General features: G+C 62.3%; 15 protein-coding genes. 3 read left to right on the top strand and 12 right to left on the bottom strand.

Features of this window, described 5'->3' with window-relative positions; translation table 11 throughout:
- Positions 1-581 precede the first annotated feature (581 nt).
- Together BLR69_RS10085 and BLR69_RS10080 are read left to right on the top strand one after the other, a co-directional pair.
- The gene (locus BLR69_RS10085; RefSeq protein ID WP_071493523.1) at positions 582-2228 is read left to right on the top strand and encodes an MFS transporter; all 1647 of its coding nucleotides are present in this window, start codon (positions 582-584) and stop codon (positions 2226-2228) included.
- Complete coding sequence (locus BLR69_RS10080; protein ID WP_071493522.1) at positions 2225-3376, top strand: HlyD family secretion protein; 1152 nt, start codon at positions 2225-2227, stop codon at positions 3374-3376. The genes BLR69_RS10085 and BLR69_RS10080 overlap by 4 nt, the downstream gene beginning before the upstream one ends.
- Before the next feature lie 67 nt (positions 3377-3443).
- Here BLR69_RS10080 and BLR69_RS10075 read toward each other — a convergent pair whose 3' ends face one another.
- The 10 genes from BLR69_RS10075 to BLR69_RS10030 form a co-directional block, all read right to left on the bottom strand.
- Positions 3444-4340, bottom strand: a complete 897-nt coding sequence (locus BLR69_RS10075) for an aldose 1-epimerase (protein ID WP_071493521.1) — start codon at positions 4338-4340, stop codon at positions 3444-3446.
- On the bottom strand, positions 4340-5620 hold the full coding sequence (locus BLR69_RS10070; protein WP_071493520.1) for a TRAP transporter large permease: 1281 nt from the start codon (positions 5618-5620) through the stop codon (positions 4340-4342). The genes BLR69_RS10075 and BLR69_RS10070 overlap by 1 nt, the downstream gene beginning before the upstream one ends.
- A 1-nt stretch (position 5621) precedes the next feature.
- Positions 5622-6149: a TRAP transporter small permease gene (locus BLR69_RS10065; RefSeq protein ID WP_071493519.1), complete on the bottom strand. Its 528-nt coding sequence runs from the start codon at positions 6147-6149 to the stop codon at positions 5622-5624.
- Positions 6150-6213: 64 nt separating this feature from the next.
- Positions 6214-7176: a TRAP transporter substrate-binding protein gene (locus BLR69_RS10060; protein WP_071493518.1), complete on the bottom strand. Its 963-nt coding sequence runs from the start codon at positions 7174-7176 to the stop codon at positions 6214-6216.
- 51 nt (positions 7177-7227) lie between these two features.
- On the bottom strand, positions 7228-8103 hold the full coding sequence (locus BLR69_RS10055; protein ID WP_071493517.1) for an SMP-30/gluconolactonase/LRE family protein: 876 nt from the start codon (positions 8101-8103) through the stop codon (positions 7228-7230).
- A gap of 3 nt (positions 8104-8106) precedes the next feature.
- Positions 8107-8931: an NAD-dependent epimerase/dehydratase family protein gene (locus BLR69_RS10050; protein ID WP_071493516.1), complete on the bottom strand. Its 825-nt coding sequence runs from the start codon at positions 8929-8931 to the stop codon at positions 8107-8109.
- A 230-nt stretch (positions 8932-9161) separates the two neighbouring features.
- The gene (locus BLR69_RS10045; RefSeq protein WP_071493515.1) at positions 9162-10424 is read right to left on the bottom strand and encodes an OprD family porin; all 1263 of its coding nucleotides are present in this window, start codon (positions 10422-10424) and stop codon (positions 9162-9164) included.
- 238 nt (positions 10425-10662) lie between these two features.
- Positions 10663-11520 (bottom strand): copper homeostasis membrane protein CopD, encoded by an 858-nt coding sequence (gene copD, locus BLR69_RS10040; RefSeq protein ID WP_071493514.1) that lies wholly within the window; start codon positions 11518-11520, stop codon positions 10663-10665.
- A gap of 3 nt (positions 11521-11523) precedes the next feature.
- The gene (gene copC / locus BLR69_RS10035) at positions 11524-11889 is read right to left on the bottom strand and encodes a copper homeostasis periplasmic binding protein CopC (protein ID WP_071493513.1); all 366 of its coding nucleotides are present in this window, start codon (positions 11887-11889) and stop codon (positions 11524-11526) included.
- An 18-nt stretch (positions 11890-11907) separates the two neighbouring features.
- A complete protein-coding gene (locus BLR69_RS10030) occupies positions 11908-12351 on the bottom strand; it encodes a GNAT family N-acetyltransferase (protein WP_071493512.1) in 444 nt (147 codons plus the stop codon).
- 143 nt (positions 12352-12494) lie between these two features.
- Here BLR69_RS10030 and BLR69_RS10025 point away from each other — a divergent pair, with 143 nt between their 5' ends.
- Positions 12495-13115, top strand: a complete 621-nt coding sequence (locus BLR69_RS10025) for a TetR/AcrR family transcriptional regulator (protein ID WP_049709047.1) — start codon at positions 12495-12497, stop codon at positions 13113-13115.
- 121 nt (positions 13116-13236) lie between these two features.
- On the opposite strand, the gene preA is transcribed toward BLR69_RS10025, so the two are convergent.
- Together preA and BLR69_RS10015 are read right to left on the bottom strand one after the other, a co-directional pair.
- Positions 13237-14511, bottom strand: a complete 1275-nt coding sequence (gene preA, locus BLR69_RS10020) for an NAD-dependent dihydropyrimidine dehydrogenase subunit PreA (RefSeq protein ID WP_071493511.1) — start codon at positions 14509-14511, stop codon at positions 13237-13239.
- Positions 14511-15878: an NAD(P)-dependent oxidoreductase gene (locus tag BLR69_RS10015; RefSeq protein WP_071493510.1), complete on the bottom strand. Its 1368-nt coding sequence runs from the start codon at positions 15876-15878 to the stop codon at positions 14511-14513. The genes preA and BLR69_RS10015 overlap by 1 nt, the downstream gene beginning before the upstream one ends.
- Positions 15879-15998: the final 120 nt, after the last annotated feature.

Genomic DNA, 15998 nt, shown 5'->3' with positions numbered 1-15998 from the left:
TTGCCCCCGATGGCAGTGGGTCAGTCACTGATGAGTTGGCTGACACACCGCCATCGGGGGCAAGCCCCCTCCCACAGTTTGATCTTCATGTATCAGTTGAAGGGTGGTTTGCTCTGGCTCTGGCTCTGGCTCTGGCTCTGGCTCTGGCTCTGGCTCTGGCTCTGGCTTTTGATCTGCTTTTGATTTTGATCTTAGGCGCCCCGTCAAACACGCTGGCCGGAATTCGGCAGGGATTTGGGGGGTAAACCGGCAGGGATGCCGGTTTAGCCGCCCCGCGCCATGGATGGCGCGTGGCGGCGGCCCCCCAAATCACTGTCGGATTACGGGCACACCGAGCCTGGGCGAGGTGCCGAGTGTTGGGGCAAGAGCGTTTTGCTTACTTTTGCGCTTTTCAAAAGTGAGCCGCCGTAAGGGCGGAACCAATAGCCGCCGTTACCGCAGCAACGGATATACACCCAATCCAGCCCAATCCAGCGCAATCCAGCCCCAGCCAAACATGGCAAGATGAACTCCACTCAGGTTTACTACTCCCTGAGTAATGGTTTTACCGACCTCCCACGTCGGGTCATCAAGGTCACCGAATGAATAAATACACCCCCCACACCTGGGAGCCCCACGAGCGGCCGAGCCTGCCGGGCTCACCGTCGACGCCGTTGCACCCGACGCACAAGCGTTGGCTCTTCGCGATGGTCGGCGTGCTGGTGGCGATCACCGGCGGTCTGGGCAACGCGCTCGTCATCGCCAACCTGCAATACCTGCAAGGTGCACTGGGCGCGACCACCGCCGAAATGGCCTGGCTGCCCGCTGCCTATGTGATGACCAACGTGTGCATGAACCTGCTGCTGGTGAAGTTTCGCCAGCAGTTCGGACTGCGCGCGTTCACCGAGGTGTTCCTGGTGCTGTACGCGCTGGTGACCTTCGGGCATCTGTTCGTCAACGACCTCAGTTCGGCCATTGCGGTGCGGGCGGCCCATGGCATGGTGGGGGCGGCGCTGAGTTCGCTGGGTTTGTACTACATGATCCAGGCGTTCCCGGCCAAGTGGCGCTTGAAGTCCTTGGTGCTGGGGTTGGGCACGGCGCAGTTGGCCTTGCCACTGGCGCGACTGTTCTCCGAAGACCTGCTGCAAATCGCCGAATGGCGCGGGCTGTATCTGTTCGAGCTGGGCCTGGCGCTGATCTGCCTGGGCTGCGTGTTCCTGCTCAAGTTGCCGCCCGGCGACCGCTTCAAGACCTTTGAAAAACTCGACTTCGTCACCTTCGCCATCCTTGCCACCGGTGTCGCCTTGCTCTGCGCCGTGCTGTCCCTGGGTCGCATCGACTGGTGGCTGGAAGCGCCGTGGATCGGCATCGCGTCGGCCTGTTCACTGGTGCTGATCATGGCTGGGCTGGCCATCGAGCATAACCGCGCCAACCCGATGCTGATGACCCGCTGGCTGGGCAGCGGCGTGATGATCCGCCTGGCGCTGGCAGTGATTCTGATCCGCATGGTGCTGTCCGAGCAGTCCACCGGCGCCGTAGGCTTCATGCAGATGTTGAACATGAGCTACCAGCAGATGCACACGCTGTATGTGGTGATGCTGGCCGGGGCGATTGCCGGGCTGGCGGTGAGTGCGTTGACCATCAACCCGGCCCATTTGCTGATGCCCCTGGTGATTTCCCTGGCCCTGATGGCCACCGGGTCGGTGATGGACAGTTTTTCCAGCAACCTGACCCGGCCGCAGAACCTGTATATCAGCCAGTTCCTGCTAGGCTTCGGCGGTACGTTCTTCCTGGGACCGACCATGGTGTTGGGCACCAAGAACGTGCTGACCAACCCGCGCAACCTGGTGAGTTTCTCGGTGATGTTCGGTATCTGCCAGAACCTCGGCGGCCTGATTGGCGCGGCGTTGCTGGGCACGTTCCAGATCGTGCGCGAGAAATACCACTCCAGCATGATCGTCGAGCACCTGACTTTGCTCGACCCGCGTGTGGCCGCGCGGGTGCAAAGCGGCGGCTCGGCCTACGGTGGCATTGTCGCCGACCCCGAGTTGCGCAACCTCATGGGTATTCGCAGCCTGGCTACGGCGGCGACCCGTGAGGCGAACGTGATGGCCTACAACGATGTCTTCATGCTGATCGCGATCATCGCGATACTGACCATGATCTGGATTTTTATCCGCAGCCTGTGGCTGATGAGCACGACCAAAACAGCAGCCCCTCCCGTTCAACCCAGCGGCGCTTCTTCATGACCGAACCGACTTCCACCACCACGACCACCAACGCCATCGCCGCCACCCCGGAAGGCACCACGCCGCCCGGCGCCTCGGTCACCGAGCCACGTTCCCTGCGGGTGCGCATCGTCTCATCGCTGGGCTTTGCCGCGATTGCCATCGTCGGCGTGCTGATCGTGCTGTATGCCTGGCAATTGCCGCCGTTCAGCAGCGCCGTGGAAACCACCGAGAACGCCCTGGTGCGCGGGCAGGTCACGATCATCGGCCCGCAACTGAGCGGCTATGTGTTCGAAGTGCCGGTGCAGGACTTCCAACACGTCAAGGCCGGCGACCTGCTGGTGCGCCTTGACGACCGCATCTACAAACAGCGCCTGGACCAGGCGCTGGCGCAACTGGCGGTGCAGAAGGCCTCGCTGGCCAATGTGGTGCAGCAGCGCAACAGCGCCGAAGCCACCATCAAGTTGCGCCAGGCAGCCTTGGTGGACAGCCAGGCACAGGCGCGCAAAAGCACGGCCGATTTGCGCCGCAATGAAGAACTGATCAGCGACGGCTCGGTGTCCAGGCGCGAACTGGACGTGACCCGCGCCGCCAATGCGCAGACCATCGCCGCGGTGGCCCAGGCCCAGGCCAGCCTGGAAATCGCGCGGCAGGACCTGCAGACAGTGATCGTCAACCGTGGCTCCCTGGAAGCCGCCGTAGCGAGTGCCGAGGCAGCCGTGGAGCTGGCGCGTATCGACCTGTCCAACACCCGCATCACCGCGCCGCGTGATGGTCAGTTGGGGCAGATTGGCGTGCGCCTGGGGGCCTACGTCAACTCCGGCGCGCAACTGATGGCGCTGGTGCCGCCGCAGCTGTGGGTGATCGCCAACATGAAGGAAACCCAGATGGACAACGTGCAGGTCGGCCAGCCGGTGACCTTCACGGTAGATGCCCTGAACCACCGCAAATTCCACGGCACGGTGCAGCATATTTCCCCGGCCACCGGTTCGGAGTTCAGCCTGTTGCAGGCTGACAATGCCACCGGCAACTTTGTGAAGATCGCCCAGCGCGTTCCGGTGCGGATCACGGTGGACCCGGACCAGGCCGAGAGCGAGCGGTTGCGGCCGGGGTTGTCGGTGGTGGTCAGTATCGACACGGCCGGCCGCCTGAAAAACTCCCCACCCTGACACAACACAGATCAAAACTGTGGGAGGGGGCTTGCCCCCGATAGCGGTGTGTCAGCCACCCAATGGATTACTGATTCAACGCCATCGGGGGCAAGCCCCCTCCCACATGTTGGATGTATTTCAAGTTGAAATGGAGTTGCACCGACTGATTGTGTTCCAGCAGTTTCAGGCCCGGCCGCCCCGCCAGGTGATGGGCATTCACCGGATGGCTCACCGGTTCGATGCAAAAGAACCCCAGCCCCGGCGGGCAGTACAGCAGGAAGTAGTCGGCGCCGGTGGCCTGGCATTCCAGCATGTAGCCCAACTCTGGCTGCTCGATCAGGCAATGCCCGCCCCACTGGCAAAATCCATTGTCCACCAAGCCTTCTGGCAAGGTCTTCAACGTCCGGAAATCCCAGTCAGCGGGCACTGGTGCCAGCCCCGTGGGCAGTTTCGACGCATCACTCATCCACACCTGCGAGGCCTTGGCCTGCAACCGCGTTTGCGCTGTGCGCGGCAGGTAGGGATGCAATCCCACGCCGTGCCACGCGGGTTTATCCGCCAGATGGGTCACCCGCAACGTGATGCCCAGTTCACCGTCACGCAAGCAAAACCGCTGCTCGGCGCGATAGGCGAATGGCGTGTCGCACACCAGTTCCAGCACCACTTCATCCGCCGACTGGCTGACCACTTGCCACGCCTGTTGCCAGGCCGACCCGTGAATGGGCAGTGGGTCGGTCAGGCTGTTCGGCGTGAGGGCCAGCCAGCCGTCGGGGTTATCGAAACCGCCTTTGGCGATCCGGTTGGACCAGGGCGCCAGCGGATAGCAGCCGAGTTTGCCTGGCAGGCCCGTGTCCAGGGCCCGCTGGTCGCTGTGGCGCAACAATGGCTGGCCGCTGGCCCGTACGCGCCAATTGACGATGCTCCCGCCCACGGACGGGGCCAGGGTGAGGTGTGTCAGGTTGTCTTCCAATTCAATCAGCATCACAGCACCACGCTCGGCAGCCACAATGACAGCGCCGGAATGTAGGTCACCGCCATCAGGATCAGGAACAGCACCGCATAGAACGGCAGCAGTGCCTTCACGGTTTTTTCAATGCTCACCTTGCCCACCGCGGCGCCCACGAACAGCACCGCGCCCACGGGTGGGGTGATCAGGCCGATGCCGAGGTTGACCAGCATGATCATGCCGAAGTGCACCGGGTCGACACCCAGCCCGAGCACCACCGGCAGCAGGATCGGCGTGAGGATCAGGATCAGCGGCGCCATGTCCATCACCGTGCCGAGCAACAGCAGCATGACGTTGATGCACATCAGGATCACATAGCGGTTGTCCGACAGGGTCAGGAACGCCGTGGTGATCTTCGCCGGGATCTGCATCAGGGTCATGACGTAGCCGAAGCTGGCGGCGAAGGCGATCAGGATCATCACGATGGAAATGGTGCGCACCGTGCGGTGCATCAGCTTGGGCAGCTCGCGCCATTTGTAGTCGCGGTAGATGAACATGGTCACGAAGAACGCCCACAGCACGGCAATCGCGGCCGATTCGGTGGCGGTGAAGATGCCCGAGAGGATGCCGCCGAGGATGATCACCATGGCCATCAGGCCCCACAGGGCATCGGCGGCGATCTTCAGCGCCTGCTTCAGGGGGATGACTTCGCCCTTGGGGTAGTTGCGCTTTTTCGCGAAGATCAGGCACAGCACCATCAGGCAGGCGCTCATCAACAGGCCCGGCACCACGCCGGCCATGAACAGCGAGGCGATGGACACCGTGCCGCCGGCGGCCAGGGAGTACAGCACTGAGTTATGGCTGGGCGGCGTCAGCAACGCCTGCACTGAACCGCTGACGGTCACGGCAGTGGCAAATTCCCGTGGATACCCACGGCGTTCCATTTCCGGAATCAGCACCGAGCCGACCGAGGCGGTATCGGCCACCGAGGAGCCGGAGATGGCGCCAAAAAACGTCGAGGCCATGATGTTGACGAGGGACAAGCCGCCGCGCACAAAACCCACCAATACCCCGGCAAACGCCACCAGGCGACGTGACATGCCGCCCTCGGCCATGATCGCCCCGGCCAGCACAAAGAACGGAATCGCCATCAGCGAAAACTTGTTCACGCCCCCGGCCACCTGGATCATCAGGGCCTGGAACGGGATGTCGATCCACCACGCGCCGATCAGTGCCGACATCCCCAGGGCATAGGCCACCGGCATGCCCAGCAGGATCAAGGCGATAAAACTGCCCAACAGAATCAATGCATCCATGTCAGGCAGCCCCTTCGTTTTCTTCCACCAGGTCGAACCGCACCACGCGCCGCTGGCTCTGGTCGCCAAGCAGGAGTTTTTCCAGCACGAACACCAGGGTCAGCAGCCCGCCGATAGGAATCGGCATATAGGTGATGCCCACGCGCAGTGTGGGGATGGCGCTCATGAACTGGTTCCAGGTGGACAGGCACAACTTGGTGCCCCACACGGTCATGAACAGGCAGATGGTGGCCATCAGCAGTTGCGCGACGATACCGGCGATGTGGCGTTGGCGTTGCGGCAGGCGGTCGGTTACCACTGCCACCGACATATGCGCGCCGGCGCGGTAGCTGGCGGCGGCACCGATGAACGTGAAGATCAGCATCAGCAGGATGGCGGTGGGCTCCGGCCAACTGGCGCCGGTGCCGAGGACGTAGCGGGCGAAGATGCCCCAGGGGATGATCAGCGCAACCCCCAGTACCGAGAGGCCGGCGACCCAGATGCAGGTCATGTACAGGCGGTCGTTGATGCGCAGCAGTAAATTCTTCATGGCGTTCACCGTAACCGGGCGCGTCGATACCGACCGCGCCGGGCCTTGCTAGAGAAGGAGGGCGTTACTGAACGGCGTCGATACGCTTGATGATATCGGCGTAAGCCGCACCGTATTTGGCGCGAACCGGCGCGGTGGCGTCATAGAAGGGCTTTTTGTCGACGGTGATGAACTCCACGCCGGCGGCCTTGAGCTTGGTTTCGCTGCTGGCGGACTTGGCGTCCCACAGCACACGCTCGTCTGCCTGGGCGGCCTTGGCGGCTTTTTTCACCATGTCCTGCTGGGCGGGGGTGAGCTTGTTCCAGGTGATTTTCGACATCACGATGGGCTCGGGCAAGATCAGGTGTTCGGTGAGGGTGTAGTACTTGGCGTTCTGGAAGTGGTTGTGTTCGAGCAGGGTCGGCGGGTTGTTTTCCGCGCCGTCGATCACCCCGGTCTGCAGGGCGCTGAAGATCTCGCCGGTGTCCATGGCAATGCCGTTGGCCCCCATTTCATTGAAGGCCTCGATGAACAACGGGTTGCCTTGCACGCGGATCTTCATGCCCTTGAGGTCTTCGATCTTGCGCACCGGTTTCTTGGTGTAGAGGTTGCGCGTGCCGCCGTCCATCCAGGCCAGGGCCACCAGGCCGAATTCCGAATCGGTGATCTTGGCGAGGATCTCATCGCCGATCTCGCCGTCGATGACCTTGCGCATGTGCGCCTGGTCACGGAACACGAACGGCAGGTTGAACACATTCACGTCCGGCACCACCGGGCCGACGATGCCGAGGCTGACACGGGTCATCTGCACGGCGCCGACCTGGGCCTGTTCGACCACTTCTTTCTCGGAGCCCAGCACACCGCCGGGGAAGTACTTGAAGGTCAGTTCGCCGTTGCTTTCCTTGGTCAGGGCCTTGCCCATGTTTTCTTCAGCGACGACGGTGGGGTAGCCGGCGGGGTGGATGTCGGCGAACTTGATTTCCAGGGCGTGGGCGGCGCTGGCGAGGGAGAAGCATGCAGCGGCGAGCAAGGTGCGTTTGAAGTCCATGGGGGTTCATTCCTGTCTTGTTATTGTTGTATTCAAGGCACAGCGATGCAGCTAGAGGGTGAACGTGGGCTCCGGCAATCCGACAACGCCGGGGTTGAGGGCGAACACGCCGCCGGACAGCGACTGGGGGCTCTGGTCGTCACGGATCGAGGTGACGAACAGGGTGTCCAGGCGGCTGCCGCCGAAGGCGCACATGGTGGGTTTTTTCACCGGTACGGTGAGGGAACGGTCGAGGCGGCCGTCGGGGGTGAACCGGTGGATCAGCCCGGCGTCGTTGGCGCAGATCCAGTAGCAGCCGTCGGCGTCTACCGCCGCGCCGTCGGGGCGACCGAGGTAGTTGTGCATGTCCACGAAGACGCGGCGGTTGGAGGGCGTGCCGGTGTCGATGTCGTAGTCGAAGGCCCAGATCTGTTGCACCAAGGGGTGTGAGTCCGAGGCGTACATCGTACGGCCATCCGGGCTGAACGCCAGGCCGTTGAGGGTGATGAAGCCGTCCAGTTGTGCATGGGGCGCAGCGCCGGATGCGTAGCGATAGAGGATGCCCTCGGGCGCATTCAAGCCCATGTTCAGCACCATGCTGCCGGCCCAGAAGCGGCCCTGGCGATCACAGCGGCCGTCGTTCAGGCGCATGTCGGCGCGGGGGTGTTCGACTCCAGCCAAGGGCGTGGTGTCGAGGCTGCCGTCGTTGTACGGGGTAAGCTGGAAAAAGCCGCTCTCCATCCCGGCGACCCAGTTGCCTGCATCGGTGCGGGCGATACAGGCGAGCATCTGCGGCGCTTTCCAGGCGGCAAGATGGCCGGTAGTGGCGCTCCAGCGTTGCAGGCCGCCATTGGGGATATCTACCCAGTACAGCGCATTTTCCTCGGGCACCCACACCGGGCATTCACCCACGGCATTGCGCGCGTCGACAATCAGTTCGGCGTTCATGGGTCAATCACCGAAGGGGCCGGCCGCGCAGAACGCGCCGCCCTGGTAGACCTTGGCCGGGTCATCAGCAGCCACGGGCGGCTGGGTCTCGACCTGGGCGCGGAACACTTCGGAGCTGTCCTTGGGCGCAAAACCCAGGTGCGCGGCGTAGCGGTTGTCCCACCAGGTGTCGAGGTTATCCGACATGCCGTACACTACGGTGTGGCCGACGTTGGGCGTGTACAGCGCGCGTTCGAGCAGTTGGGTCAGGTCATCGAAACTCAGCCAGGTGTGCATCATGCGGCGGTTCTGCGGCTCCGGGAACGACGAGCCGATGCGGATGCTCACGGTCTCGATGCCATAGCGGTCGAAATAGAAACTGGCCATATCTTCGCCGTAGGACTTGGACAAGCCGTAGTAGCTGTCCGGGCGGCGTGGCGAGTGGGCGTCGAGTTGTTCGCCTTGCTTGTAGAAGCCGATCACGTGGTTGGAACTGGCGAAGATCACACGCTTTACGCCGTGGCGGCGGGCGGCTTCGTAGATATGGAAAATCCCGCAGATATTGGCGCCGAGCACTTCTTCGAACGAACGCTCAACCGATACGCCGCCGAAATGCAGGATGGCGTCGACGCCTTCCACCAGGTGGTGCACGGCTTGCTTGTCGGAGAGGTCGCAGGCCTGCACTTCTTCGGAAGCGTCGGCGGCCGGGGCCATGTTGGCGATGTCCGACAGGCGCAGCACCTGGGCGTAAGGACGCAGGCGTTCGCGCAGGACTTTGCCGAGGCCGCCGGCGGCACCGGTGAGCAGCAGGCGGTTGAATGGAACGGGCGGGGTGGTGAGGGTGGTCATGTAGGTTCCATTGTTGTTGTAGGTTGTCGTATGACTTTGCCGAAGTATCGTTATTGATTCCCCGGCTTGTCAACGCTAATACAGGCGATGGGGTTTCAAATGTGGGAGCGGGCTTGCTCGCGAATACGTCGTGTCAGGCGACTCATCCATGGCTGATACAGCGCATTCGCGAGCAAGCCCGCTCCCACAGGGGATATGCATTGATTCGACGTTTGCGCCCGGTCGGAAACCTACAGCAGTGAAATCGGGTAGCTGATGAACAGGCGGTTCTCGTCGAACTCGTTATTGCTGAAATCCCGACGCATGGTCGAGTTGCGCCAGCGCACGTTCAAATCCTTCAGCGCGCCACTCTGCACCGTGTAGGCCAACTCCGATTCGCGCCCCCATTCCTTGCCATCGGTGATCGCCCCGGTGTGCACGTTGCTGCCGCTGATGTAGCGGTTCATCAGGGTCAGCCCGGGAATGCCGAGCACCACGAAGTTGAAGTCATGACGCACCTGCCAGGATTTCTCCTTGGCGTTGTCGTAGCTGGCGTTGTAGCTGTCGTTGGCCAGGGTGCCGCCGCTGGTGCCGTTGACCCGCATCCACACGCTGTCGCCGGTGAGTTTCTGCAGGCCCACATAGAAGGTGTTGCCGTTGTACTTGGCCGAGAGCAGGGCGAAGGCGGTCTTGTTGTCGAGGTCGCCAGCCAGCGCGCTGCCGTCTTCCTTGCCGGTGAAAAAGCCAAGGTTGGCGCCCAGGGTCCAGTCGCCCACGGGTTGGCTGTGGGTCAGGTTGAAATACTGTTGCTGGTAGATGTCGGTGAGTTCGGCGTACCACACACCGACCTGGGTGCGTTTGTCGTTGAAGCTGTATTCGCCGCCACCGAAGTTGAAACGGTCGGAGGTGAACGCGGCTTTGCCGTTCATGAACATGTCTTCCATGCTCGCGTCGTTGCGCGGGCTGTTGCCGCGAAATTGCCCGCCGTAGAGGGTCAGGCCGGCGATCTCATTGGACGTGACTTGCCCTCCACGGAAGGTCTGGGGCAGGGAACGGCCATCGTCGGAGCGCAGGATCGGCAGTACCGGCATCCATTCGCCGACCTTCAGTTCCGTCTTCGACAGCTTGGTTTTCAGCGCCACACCCAGGCGGCCGAAATTGTCGGCCGGGCGGCCATCGCTGTGGATCGGCAGCAATTGCGTACCGCCGGTGCCTTTACCGCCATCTAGCTTTTGCGAATACAGGCCCAGCACATCAATGCCGAAGCCTACCGTGCCTGTGGTGTAGCCGGACTTGGCATCGAGAATGAAGTTCTGCGTCCACTCTTCGGCCTTGCCCTGAGGGTTGCTCGGGTTGGTGAAGTTGCGGTTGAAATAGGCGTTACGCAGGTTGAGCGTGGCTTTGGCGTCGTCGACGAAGCCTTCGGCATGGGCGTTGAGGGGAAGGGTGAAGGCCAGGCTGCCGAGACCGATAAAACCCAGGCGGACGGAGGAATTGCGGGCGAGTGAACTCACAGTGAAGCTCCCTTTCTTTTGTTGTTTTTATTATTTGTCATACGTTGTCGTACAACATTGGGTGCGATATTTGCGGGGTTTTAAGGCGTTGTCAAGCACAAGTTATACGATGACCTGCTGGGTGTGGAAGGTCAATGTGGGAGGGGGCTTGCCCCCGATGACGGTGAATCAGCAGCACATTTACCTGCTGGCACACTGCAATCGAGGGCAAGCCCCCTCCCACCTTTAATGGTGTGTTTCAGCCAACCATGAGCATCGGCGGCAAGGTTCCGAGCAGGGAGACGGCGGCGACGGCGGCAATCCCCAGCACCCACTCCAGCTTCACGCTGGCCTTCAGGCTGCCCAGGCGTTCTTCACAACGCTCGATACGCAGGCGGTTCAACAGCGCCAGGGCCAACATGCCCAGCACCAGCAGCACCTTGATCAACAGGATCAGGGCAAAGCCGTTGAACAACGGTGTGGGCCACAGTTGCCCGGTCAGTACGCGCACGTTGATCAAGCCAGTCACCAGCAAGCCGGCGACCAGGCCATAACCCACACCGCTGAAGCGTCGCAGGATCGGCTCCAGCGCAACAGGCGGGGATTGGCTCAGGATCAACACCAACAGCAGCAACCCGCCGAGCCAGGCGCCGACACACACCAGATGCACCACCTGATTGAGGATCAGCAATCTGCCGCTGAGCCCGTCCAGCATGGCGCCATGGCCGACCGGTGCCAGTGTCGCCAGCAGCAGCGCGATCACTGGCAGGCGCACCATCGGCCAGGGTTTGACCAGCACGATCACCAGCAGCAGGTTCAGTAACAGATGCCACACCCACACCTGGCCAAAGAAGGTCTTGCCCAGCACCAGCTGCACCGTGGCCGGCTGCAGCGCCGCGTCCCAACTGCCGGCCATGCTTGCCGTGATCAGTAACAGCCAGGCGACGCCGGACCCCAGCCCCAGCCAGGCCAGCCCACGGGTGATCCGCTCAAGTTGCCGGTCCAGTGCCGGTTGCGGTGCAGCGCCGAGCAGCCAGGGCCTGAATGCGCAGGCCCCGAACATCAACAACACGACGCTGAAATGCAGGAAACGGCACAGCACCAGCAGGGTCGCCATGGGTTACTGGCCGACCTTGAAGCTGTATTCGCCGTTGCTCTTGTGGGTGTCGACCGAGACGGCGTTCCACACCACTTTGTAGGTGCCGGCGGCCAACGGGGCGGCCGGCGTGACCACCAGCACTTTCTTGTCGGCGTCCGGTGTTTCCAGGCCCTTGATCGCGATTTCGGTGCCGTCCTTGCTCAGCGACACCTTGGTGAAGGTGGCTTCGACGCCTTCGCTGAAGGTCAGGCGCAGGTCCTTGGGCGCTGCGACGCTGCTGTCGGCCGCCGGCTCCGCACTCTTGAGGTGGGCATGGGCAAACGCCGCCGAGGCGCCCAGGAGGGAGGCGAGCAGGGCGAGGGTGGTGAGGCTTTTCTTGATCAACATTGTTCAATACCTTCGAAGTCAGGGAGTCGGTAGAGCCATGTGCAGCAAGGGAAAGGGCTTGCCTTCGCCATCCAGCGGCGAGCGCGCGACCTGGATAAAACCATAGTGCAGGTAGAACCCCACGGCTTGTGGGTTTTGTTCGTTTACGTCGACGGTGAGGGTCTCGTGACGGGCACGGGCGTGGTCCAGCAACTGGCGACCGATGCCCTGGCCACGACGCTCTGGGTCGATAAACAGCATCTCCACATTGTGCCCGCCGGTACCGATAAAACCGGCGATGCCTTGTTGATCTTCGTACACCCACACGTCCAGGGCGGGCATCGGCAGGTAGGTGTCGCGTACCAGGGGCAGCAAACGTTGAATGTCATCCTCGGGGAGGAAGTCATGGGTGGCGCGTACCGAGCGCTCCCACAGTGCTCCCAGCACGGTGTCGTCGGTGGCCACGCGAGGTCGAATAGTCATTGCAATGATCCTTCATGGGGACCGCGATCCTAACCAATCCGATTTCCGCGGGAAAGGTTAGCGTCAGAAGTTTCACCATGGCCTGTCGCCCCGATCTAGAGCCGATGGTAGTCTTTAAGCCAAGTTGTTGTCAGGGAGCCCTTATGGGCAATCACAAGATCGGAATTCGCCGGGTCAACGTCGAAAAAATCCTGCTGGCTGCGGAAAAAATCTTCGCCGAAAAAGGCTATGGCAGCACCGCCATGGCCGACATCGCTGAAGAAGTGCAACTGCCGCGCTCCAACCTGCATTACTACTTCACCACCAAGAGCGAGCTGTACAGCGCGGTGCTGTTCGACCTGCTGGAAGTGTGGAAGCAGGACGCCCTGAGCTTCGAGACCTTCGATGATCCCCGGGTGGTGCTGAGTAGCTACATCCGCGCCAAGATGCAGCGCTCGCGCACGCGGCCGTATGGTTCGAAAGTCTGGGCCAACGAAATCATCCACGGCGCGCCGACCCTGGGTGAGGCGCTGGATGAAAGCCTGTACGACTGGGCCAAGATGAAGGAAGCGAAGATTCGCCAGTGGGTGGAGGACAAGCGCATCCTGCCGGTGGAGCCGTCGAGCCTGCTGTACATGATCTGGGCCTCGACCCAGCACTATGCGGACTTTGATCACCAGGTGAAGATTTTGAATGATCACCAGCCGTTGTCGGATATGCAGTTCGAGAAGGCGATTCAGACGGTGACCGGTGTGATCTTGCGGGGGATTGGGTTGGAGCCTTGAGCCTGATCGTTCCCACGCTCTGCGTGGGAACGCCGCCCTGGACGCTCTGCGTCCGCTGTTGGGAGTGTGACGCGGAGCGTCACTGGAGGCATTCCCACGCGGAGCGTGGGAACGATCAGGGTTAGACAGCCTCCCGATAGGGGTTCCGCGGGTCCTGCGTCCAATTCAAAAACGGCTTGCCGGTATCCATCGGCACCATCTCGATGCAATCGGCCACCGGGCAGGTGATCTGGCACAGGTTGCAGCCCACGCACTCGTCATCGATCACCTCATATTTATGTGTGCCATCCGCCTGTTTCAAACTGGCGATGGCCTGGTGCGAGGTGTCTTCGCAAGCGATATGGCAACGCCCGCAGCCAATGCAGGCGGCCTGATCGATCTTGGCGATCACCTGGTAGTTGATATCCAGGTACTTCCAATCCGTCGTGTTGCCCACTGCCCGCCCGGAAAAAGCCTGCAAGTTCTGGTAGCCCTGACTGTCCATCCAGCGCGACAGCCCGTCTTTCATCTCTTCCACAATCCGAAACCCATGCAGCATCGCCGCCGTGCACACCTGCACCGCACCGCAGCCCAGGGCGACGAACTCCGCCGCATCGCGCCAGTTGCCGATGCCGCCAATACCGCAGATCGGCAGGCCCTGGGTCTGCGGGTCGCGGGCGATTTCGGCGACCATGTTCAGCGCAATCGGCTTCACCGCCGAACCGCAGTAGCCGCCGTGGGTGCTCTGGGTGCCGACTACCGGCAGGGCGACCATGCGCTCCAGGTCCACGCTGGTGATGGAGTTGATGGTGTTGATCAGCGACACCGCATCCGCACCGCCCCGATACGCCGCCCGCGCCGCCACGCGGATGTCGGTGATGTTCGGCGTGAGCTTGACGATCACCGGCAGCGAGCAGTAGGTCTTGCACCAGCGCGTCACCTGTTCCACATACTCCGGCACCTGGCCCACCGCCGCGCCCATGCCGCGTTCGGGCATGCCGTGGGGGCAGCCGAAGTTCAGCTCGATACCGTCGCAGCCGGTGGCTTCAACCAGCGGCAGGATGTTTTTCCAGGATTCCTCGACGCACGGCACCATCAGCGACACGATCAGCGCACGGTCGGGCCAGTCCTTTTTCACCTGGGTGATTTCCCGCAGGTTGATTTCCAGGGAGCGATCGGTGATCAACTCGATATTGTTGATGCCCAGTACTTCCCGGTTGGCGCCATAGTGCGCCGAGTAGCGGGATGACACGTTGACCGCCGCCGGGTCTTCGCCGAGGGTTTTCCACACCACGCCGCCCCAGCCGGCTTCGAAGGCGCGGACCACGTTGTAGGCCTTGTCGGTGGGCGGCGCGGAGGCCAGCCAGAACGGGTTGGGGGCTTTGATACCGGCGAACACAATCGAGAGATCGGCCATTACGCAGCCTCCACAGTCAGCATGAGTTGGGCGTGCATGGCTTCAGCGGCCAGCTTGCCGTGTTGCACCGCCTGCACGGTGAGGTCCTGGCCGAGGCTGACGCAATCGCCACCGGCGTACACCCCAGGAATACTGGTGCGCAGCTGTTCGTCGACGAAAATGCGCTCGCCGACCCGATGCAGTTGCTCGGCCAGCGGGTCGTGCAGCGCCTCGTTGTCGAAACCCTGGCCGATGGCCTTGAAGATTGCATCGGCGGCCAGCTCGAAGGTTTCACCGGTGGGGTGCAGGCGGCCATTTTCCATGCGCGTGCGCAGGAAGCGCATGCCGCGTACATGACCCAGGTCATCCAGCAACACGGCTTCGGGCTGGGCCCAGGTCAGCAGGCGCACCTGATTGGCCTTGGCGATAGCCTGTTCGTGGTGGGTGGCGCCCATGTCCGCCAGGCCGCGGCGGTATACGAGGTTCACATCGCGGGCGCCGAGGCGGGCCATTTGCACGGCCATGTCGATGGCGGTATTGCCCGCGCCGAGCACGATGCAGCGATCGGCCAGGGGCAGTTGGGTGAGGTCATCGGCCTGGCGCAGTTCGCGGATATAGTCGGTGGCGGCGAGCAGGCCAGGCGCGTCTTCATTGGCCAAACCGAGTTGTTTGCTGGCGGCAAGGCCGAGGCCGAGGAACACCGCATCGAATTGCTGGTGCAGTTCGCTCAACGTGAGGTTGTCCCCCAGGCGCTGGCCGTGGCGGATCTCGATACCGCCGATCTGCAAGAGGAAATCCAGCTCCTTCTGCGCAAAGTCGTCCACCAGTTTGTATTTGGCGATTCCGTATTCATTCAGGCCGCCGGCTTTTTCCCGGGCTTCGAAGATCACCACGTCATGGCCGTGTAACGCACTGCGATGGGCGCAGGCCAGTCCGGCAGGCCCGGCACCGACCACGGCGATGCGTTTGCCGGTGGGCGCGGCGCGCTGGAAGGGGTGTTCGCTGAAGTGGGCGTTGTCGATGGCGTAGCGTTGCAACAGGCCGATCAGCACCGGGGCGCATTCTTCGGCACTGTTACGCACGCAGGCCTGCTGGCACAGGATCTCGGTGGGGCACACTCGCGCGCAGCTGCCGCCGAGGATGTTGGCCGAGAGAATCTTCTGCGCCGCGCCTTGCACGTTTTCGGTGTGGATATTGCGGATGAACGACGGGATATCGATTTCGCTGGGGCACGCATTCACGCAAGGCGCGTCGTAGCAATACAGGCAGCGCGAGGCTTCCAGTTGGGCCTGGCGAGCGTTGAGCGGCGGCGCCAGGTCGGTGAAATGACTGGCGAGTGTCGGTCCATCCTCAACGGGATGGGGAAGGTGGGTCAGGGTCTGGATCACGGTGTTGGCCTCACGGTTATTGAGGTGCTGCCTCTGATGGGCAGTGGTTTTTTTGTTGCTTGCACTGGCCTCATCGGGAGCAAGCCCCCTCCCACACTTGACCGCGTTGATCCTGTTGGA

Source organism: Pseudomonas azotoformans (assembly GCF_900103345.1).
GTDB classification, from domain to species: domain Bacteria; phylum Pseudomonadota; class Gammaproteobacteria; order Pseudomonadales; family Pseudomonadaceae; genus Aquipseudomonas; species Aquipseudomonas azotoformans.
This window is presented reverse-complemented; position numbering and strand designations above follow the sequence as displayed.

Excerpts from the sequence above, each read along its gene's own strand:
- BLR69_RS10085 (WP_071493523.1), top strand. The coding sequence starts at position 582 with ATGAATAAATACACCCCCCACACCTGGGAGCCCCACGAGCGGCCGAGC.
- BLR69_RS10080 (WP_071493522.1), top strand. The coding sequence starts at position 2,225 with ATGACCGAACCGACTTCCACCACCACGACCACCAACGCCATCGCCGCC.
- BLR69_RS10075 (WP_071493521.1), bottom strand. The coding sequence starts at position 4,340 with ATGCTGATTGAATTGGAAGACAACCTGACACACCTCACCCTGGCCCCG.
- BLR69_RS10070 (WP_071493520.1), bottom strand. The coding sequence starts at position 5,620 with ATGGATGCATTGATTCTGTTGGGCAGTTTTATCGCCTTGATCCTGCTG.
- BLR69_RS10065 (WP_071493519.1), bottom strand. The coding sequence starts at position 6,149 with ATGAAGAATTTACTGCTGCGCATCAACGACCGCCTGTACATGACCTGC.
- BLR69_RS10060 (WP_071493518.1), bottom strand. The coding sequence starts at position 7,176 with ATGGACTTCAAACGCACCTTGCTCGCCGCTGCATGCTTCTCCCTCGCC.
- BLR69_RS10055 (WP_071493517.1), bottom strand. The coding sequence starts at position 8,103 with ATGAACGCCGAACTGATTGTCGACGCGCGCAATGCCGTGGGTGAATGC.
- BLR69_RS10050 (WP_071493516.1), bottom strand. The coding sequence starts at position 8,931 with ATGACCACCCTCACCACCCCGCCCGTTCCATTCAACCGCCTGCTGCTC.
- copD (WP_071493514.1), bottom strand. The coding sequence starts at position 11,520 with ATGGCGACCCTGCTGGTGCTGTGCCGTTTCCTGCATTTCAGCGTCGTG.
- copC (WP_071493513.1), bottom strand. The coding sequence starts at position 11,889 with ATGTTGATCAAGAAAAGCCTCACCACCCTCGCCCTGCTCGCCTCCCTC.
- BLR69_RS10030 (WP_071493512.1), bottom strand. The coding sequence starts at position 12,351 with ATGACTATTCGACCTCGCGTGGCCACCGACGACACCGTGCTGGGAGCA.
- BLR69_RS10025 (WP_049709047.1), top strand. The coding sequence starts at position 12,495 with ATGGGCAATCACAAGATCGGAATTCGCCGGGTCAACGTCGAAAAAATC.
- preA (WP_071493511.1), bottom strand. The coding sequence starts at position 14,511 with ATGGCCGATCTCTCGATTGTGTTCGCCGGTATCAAAGCCCCCAACCCG.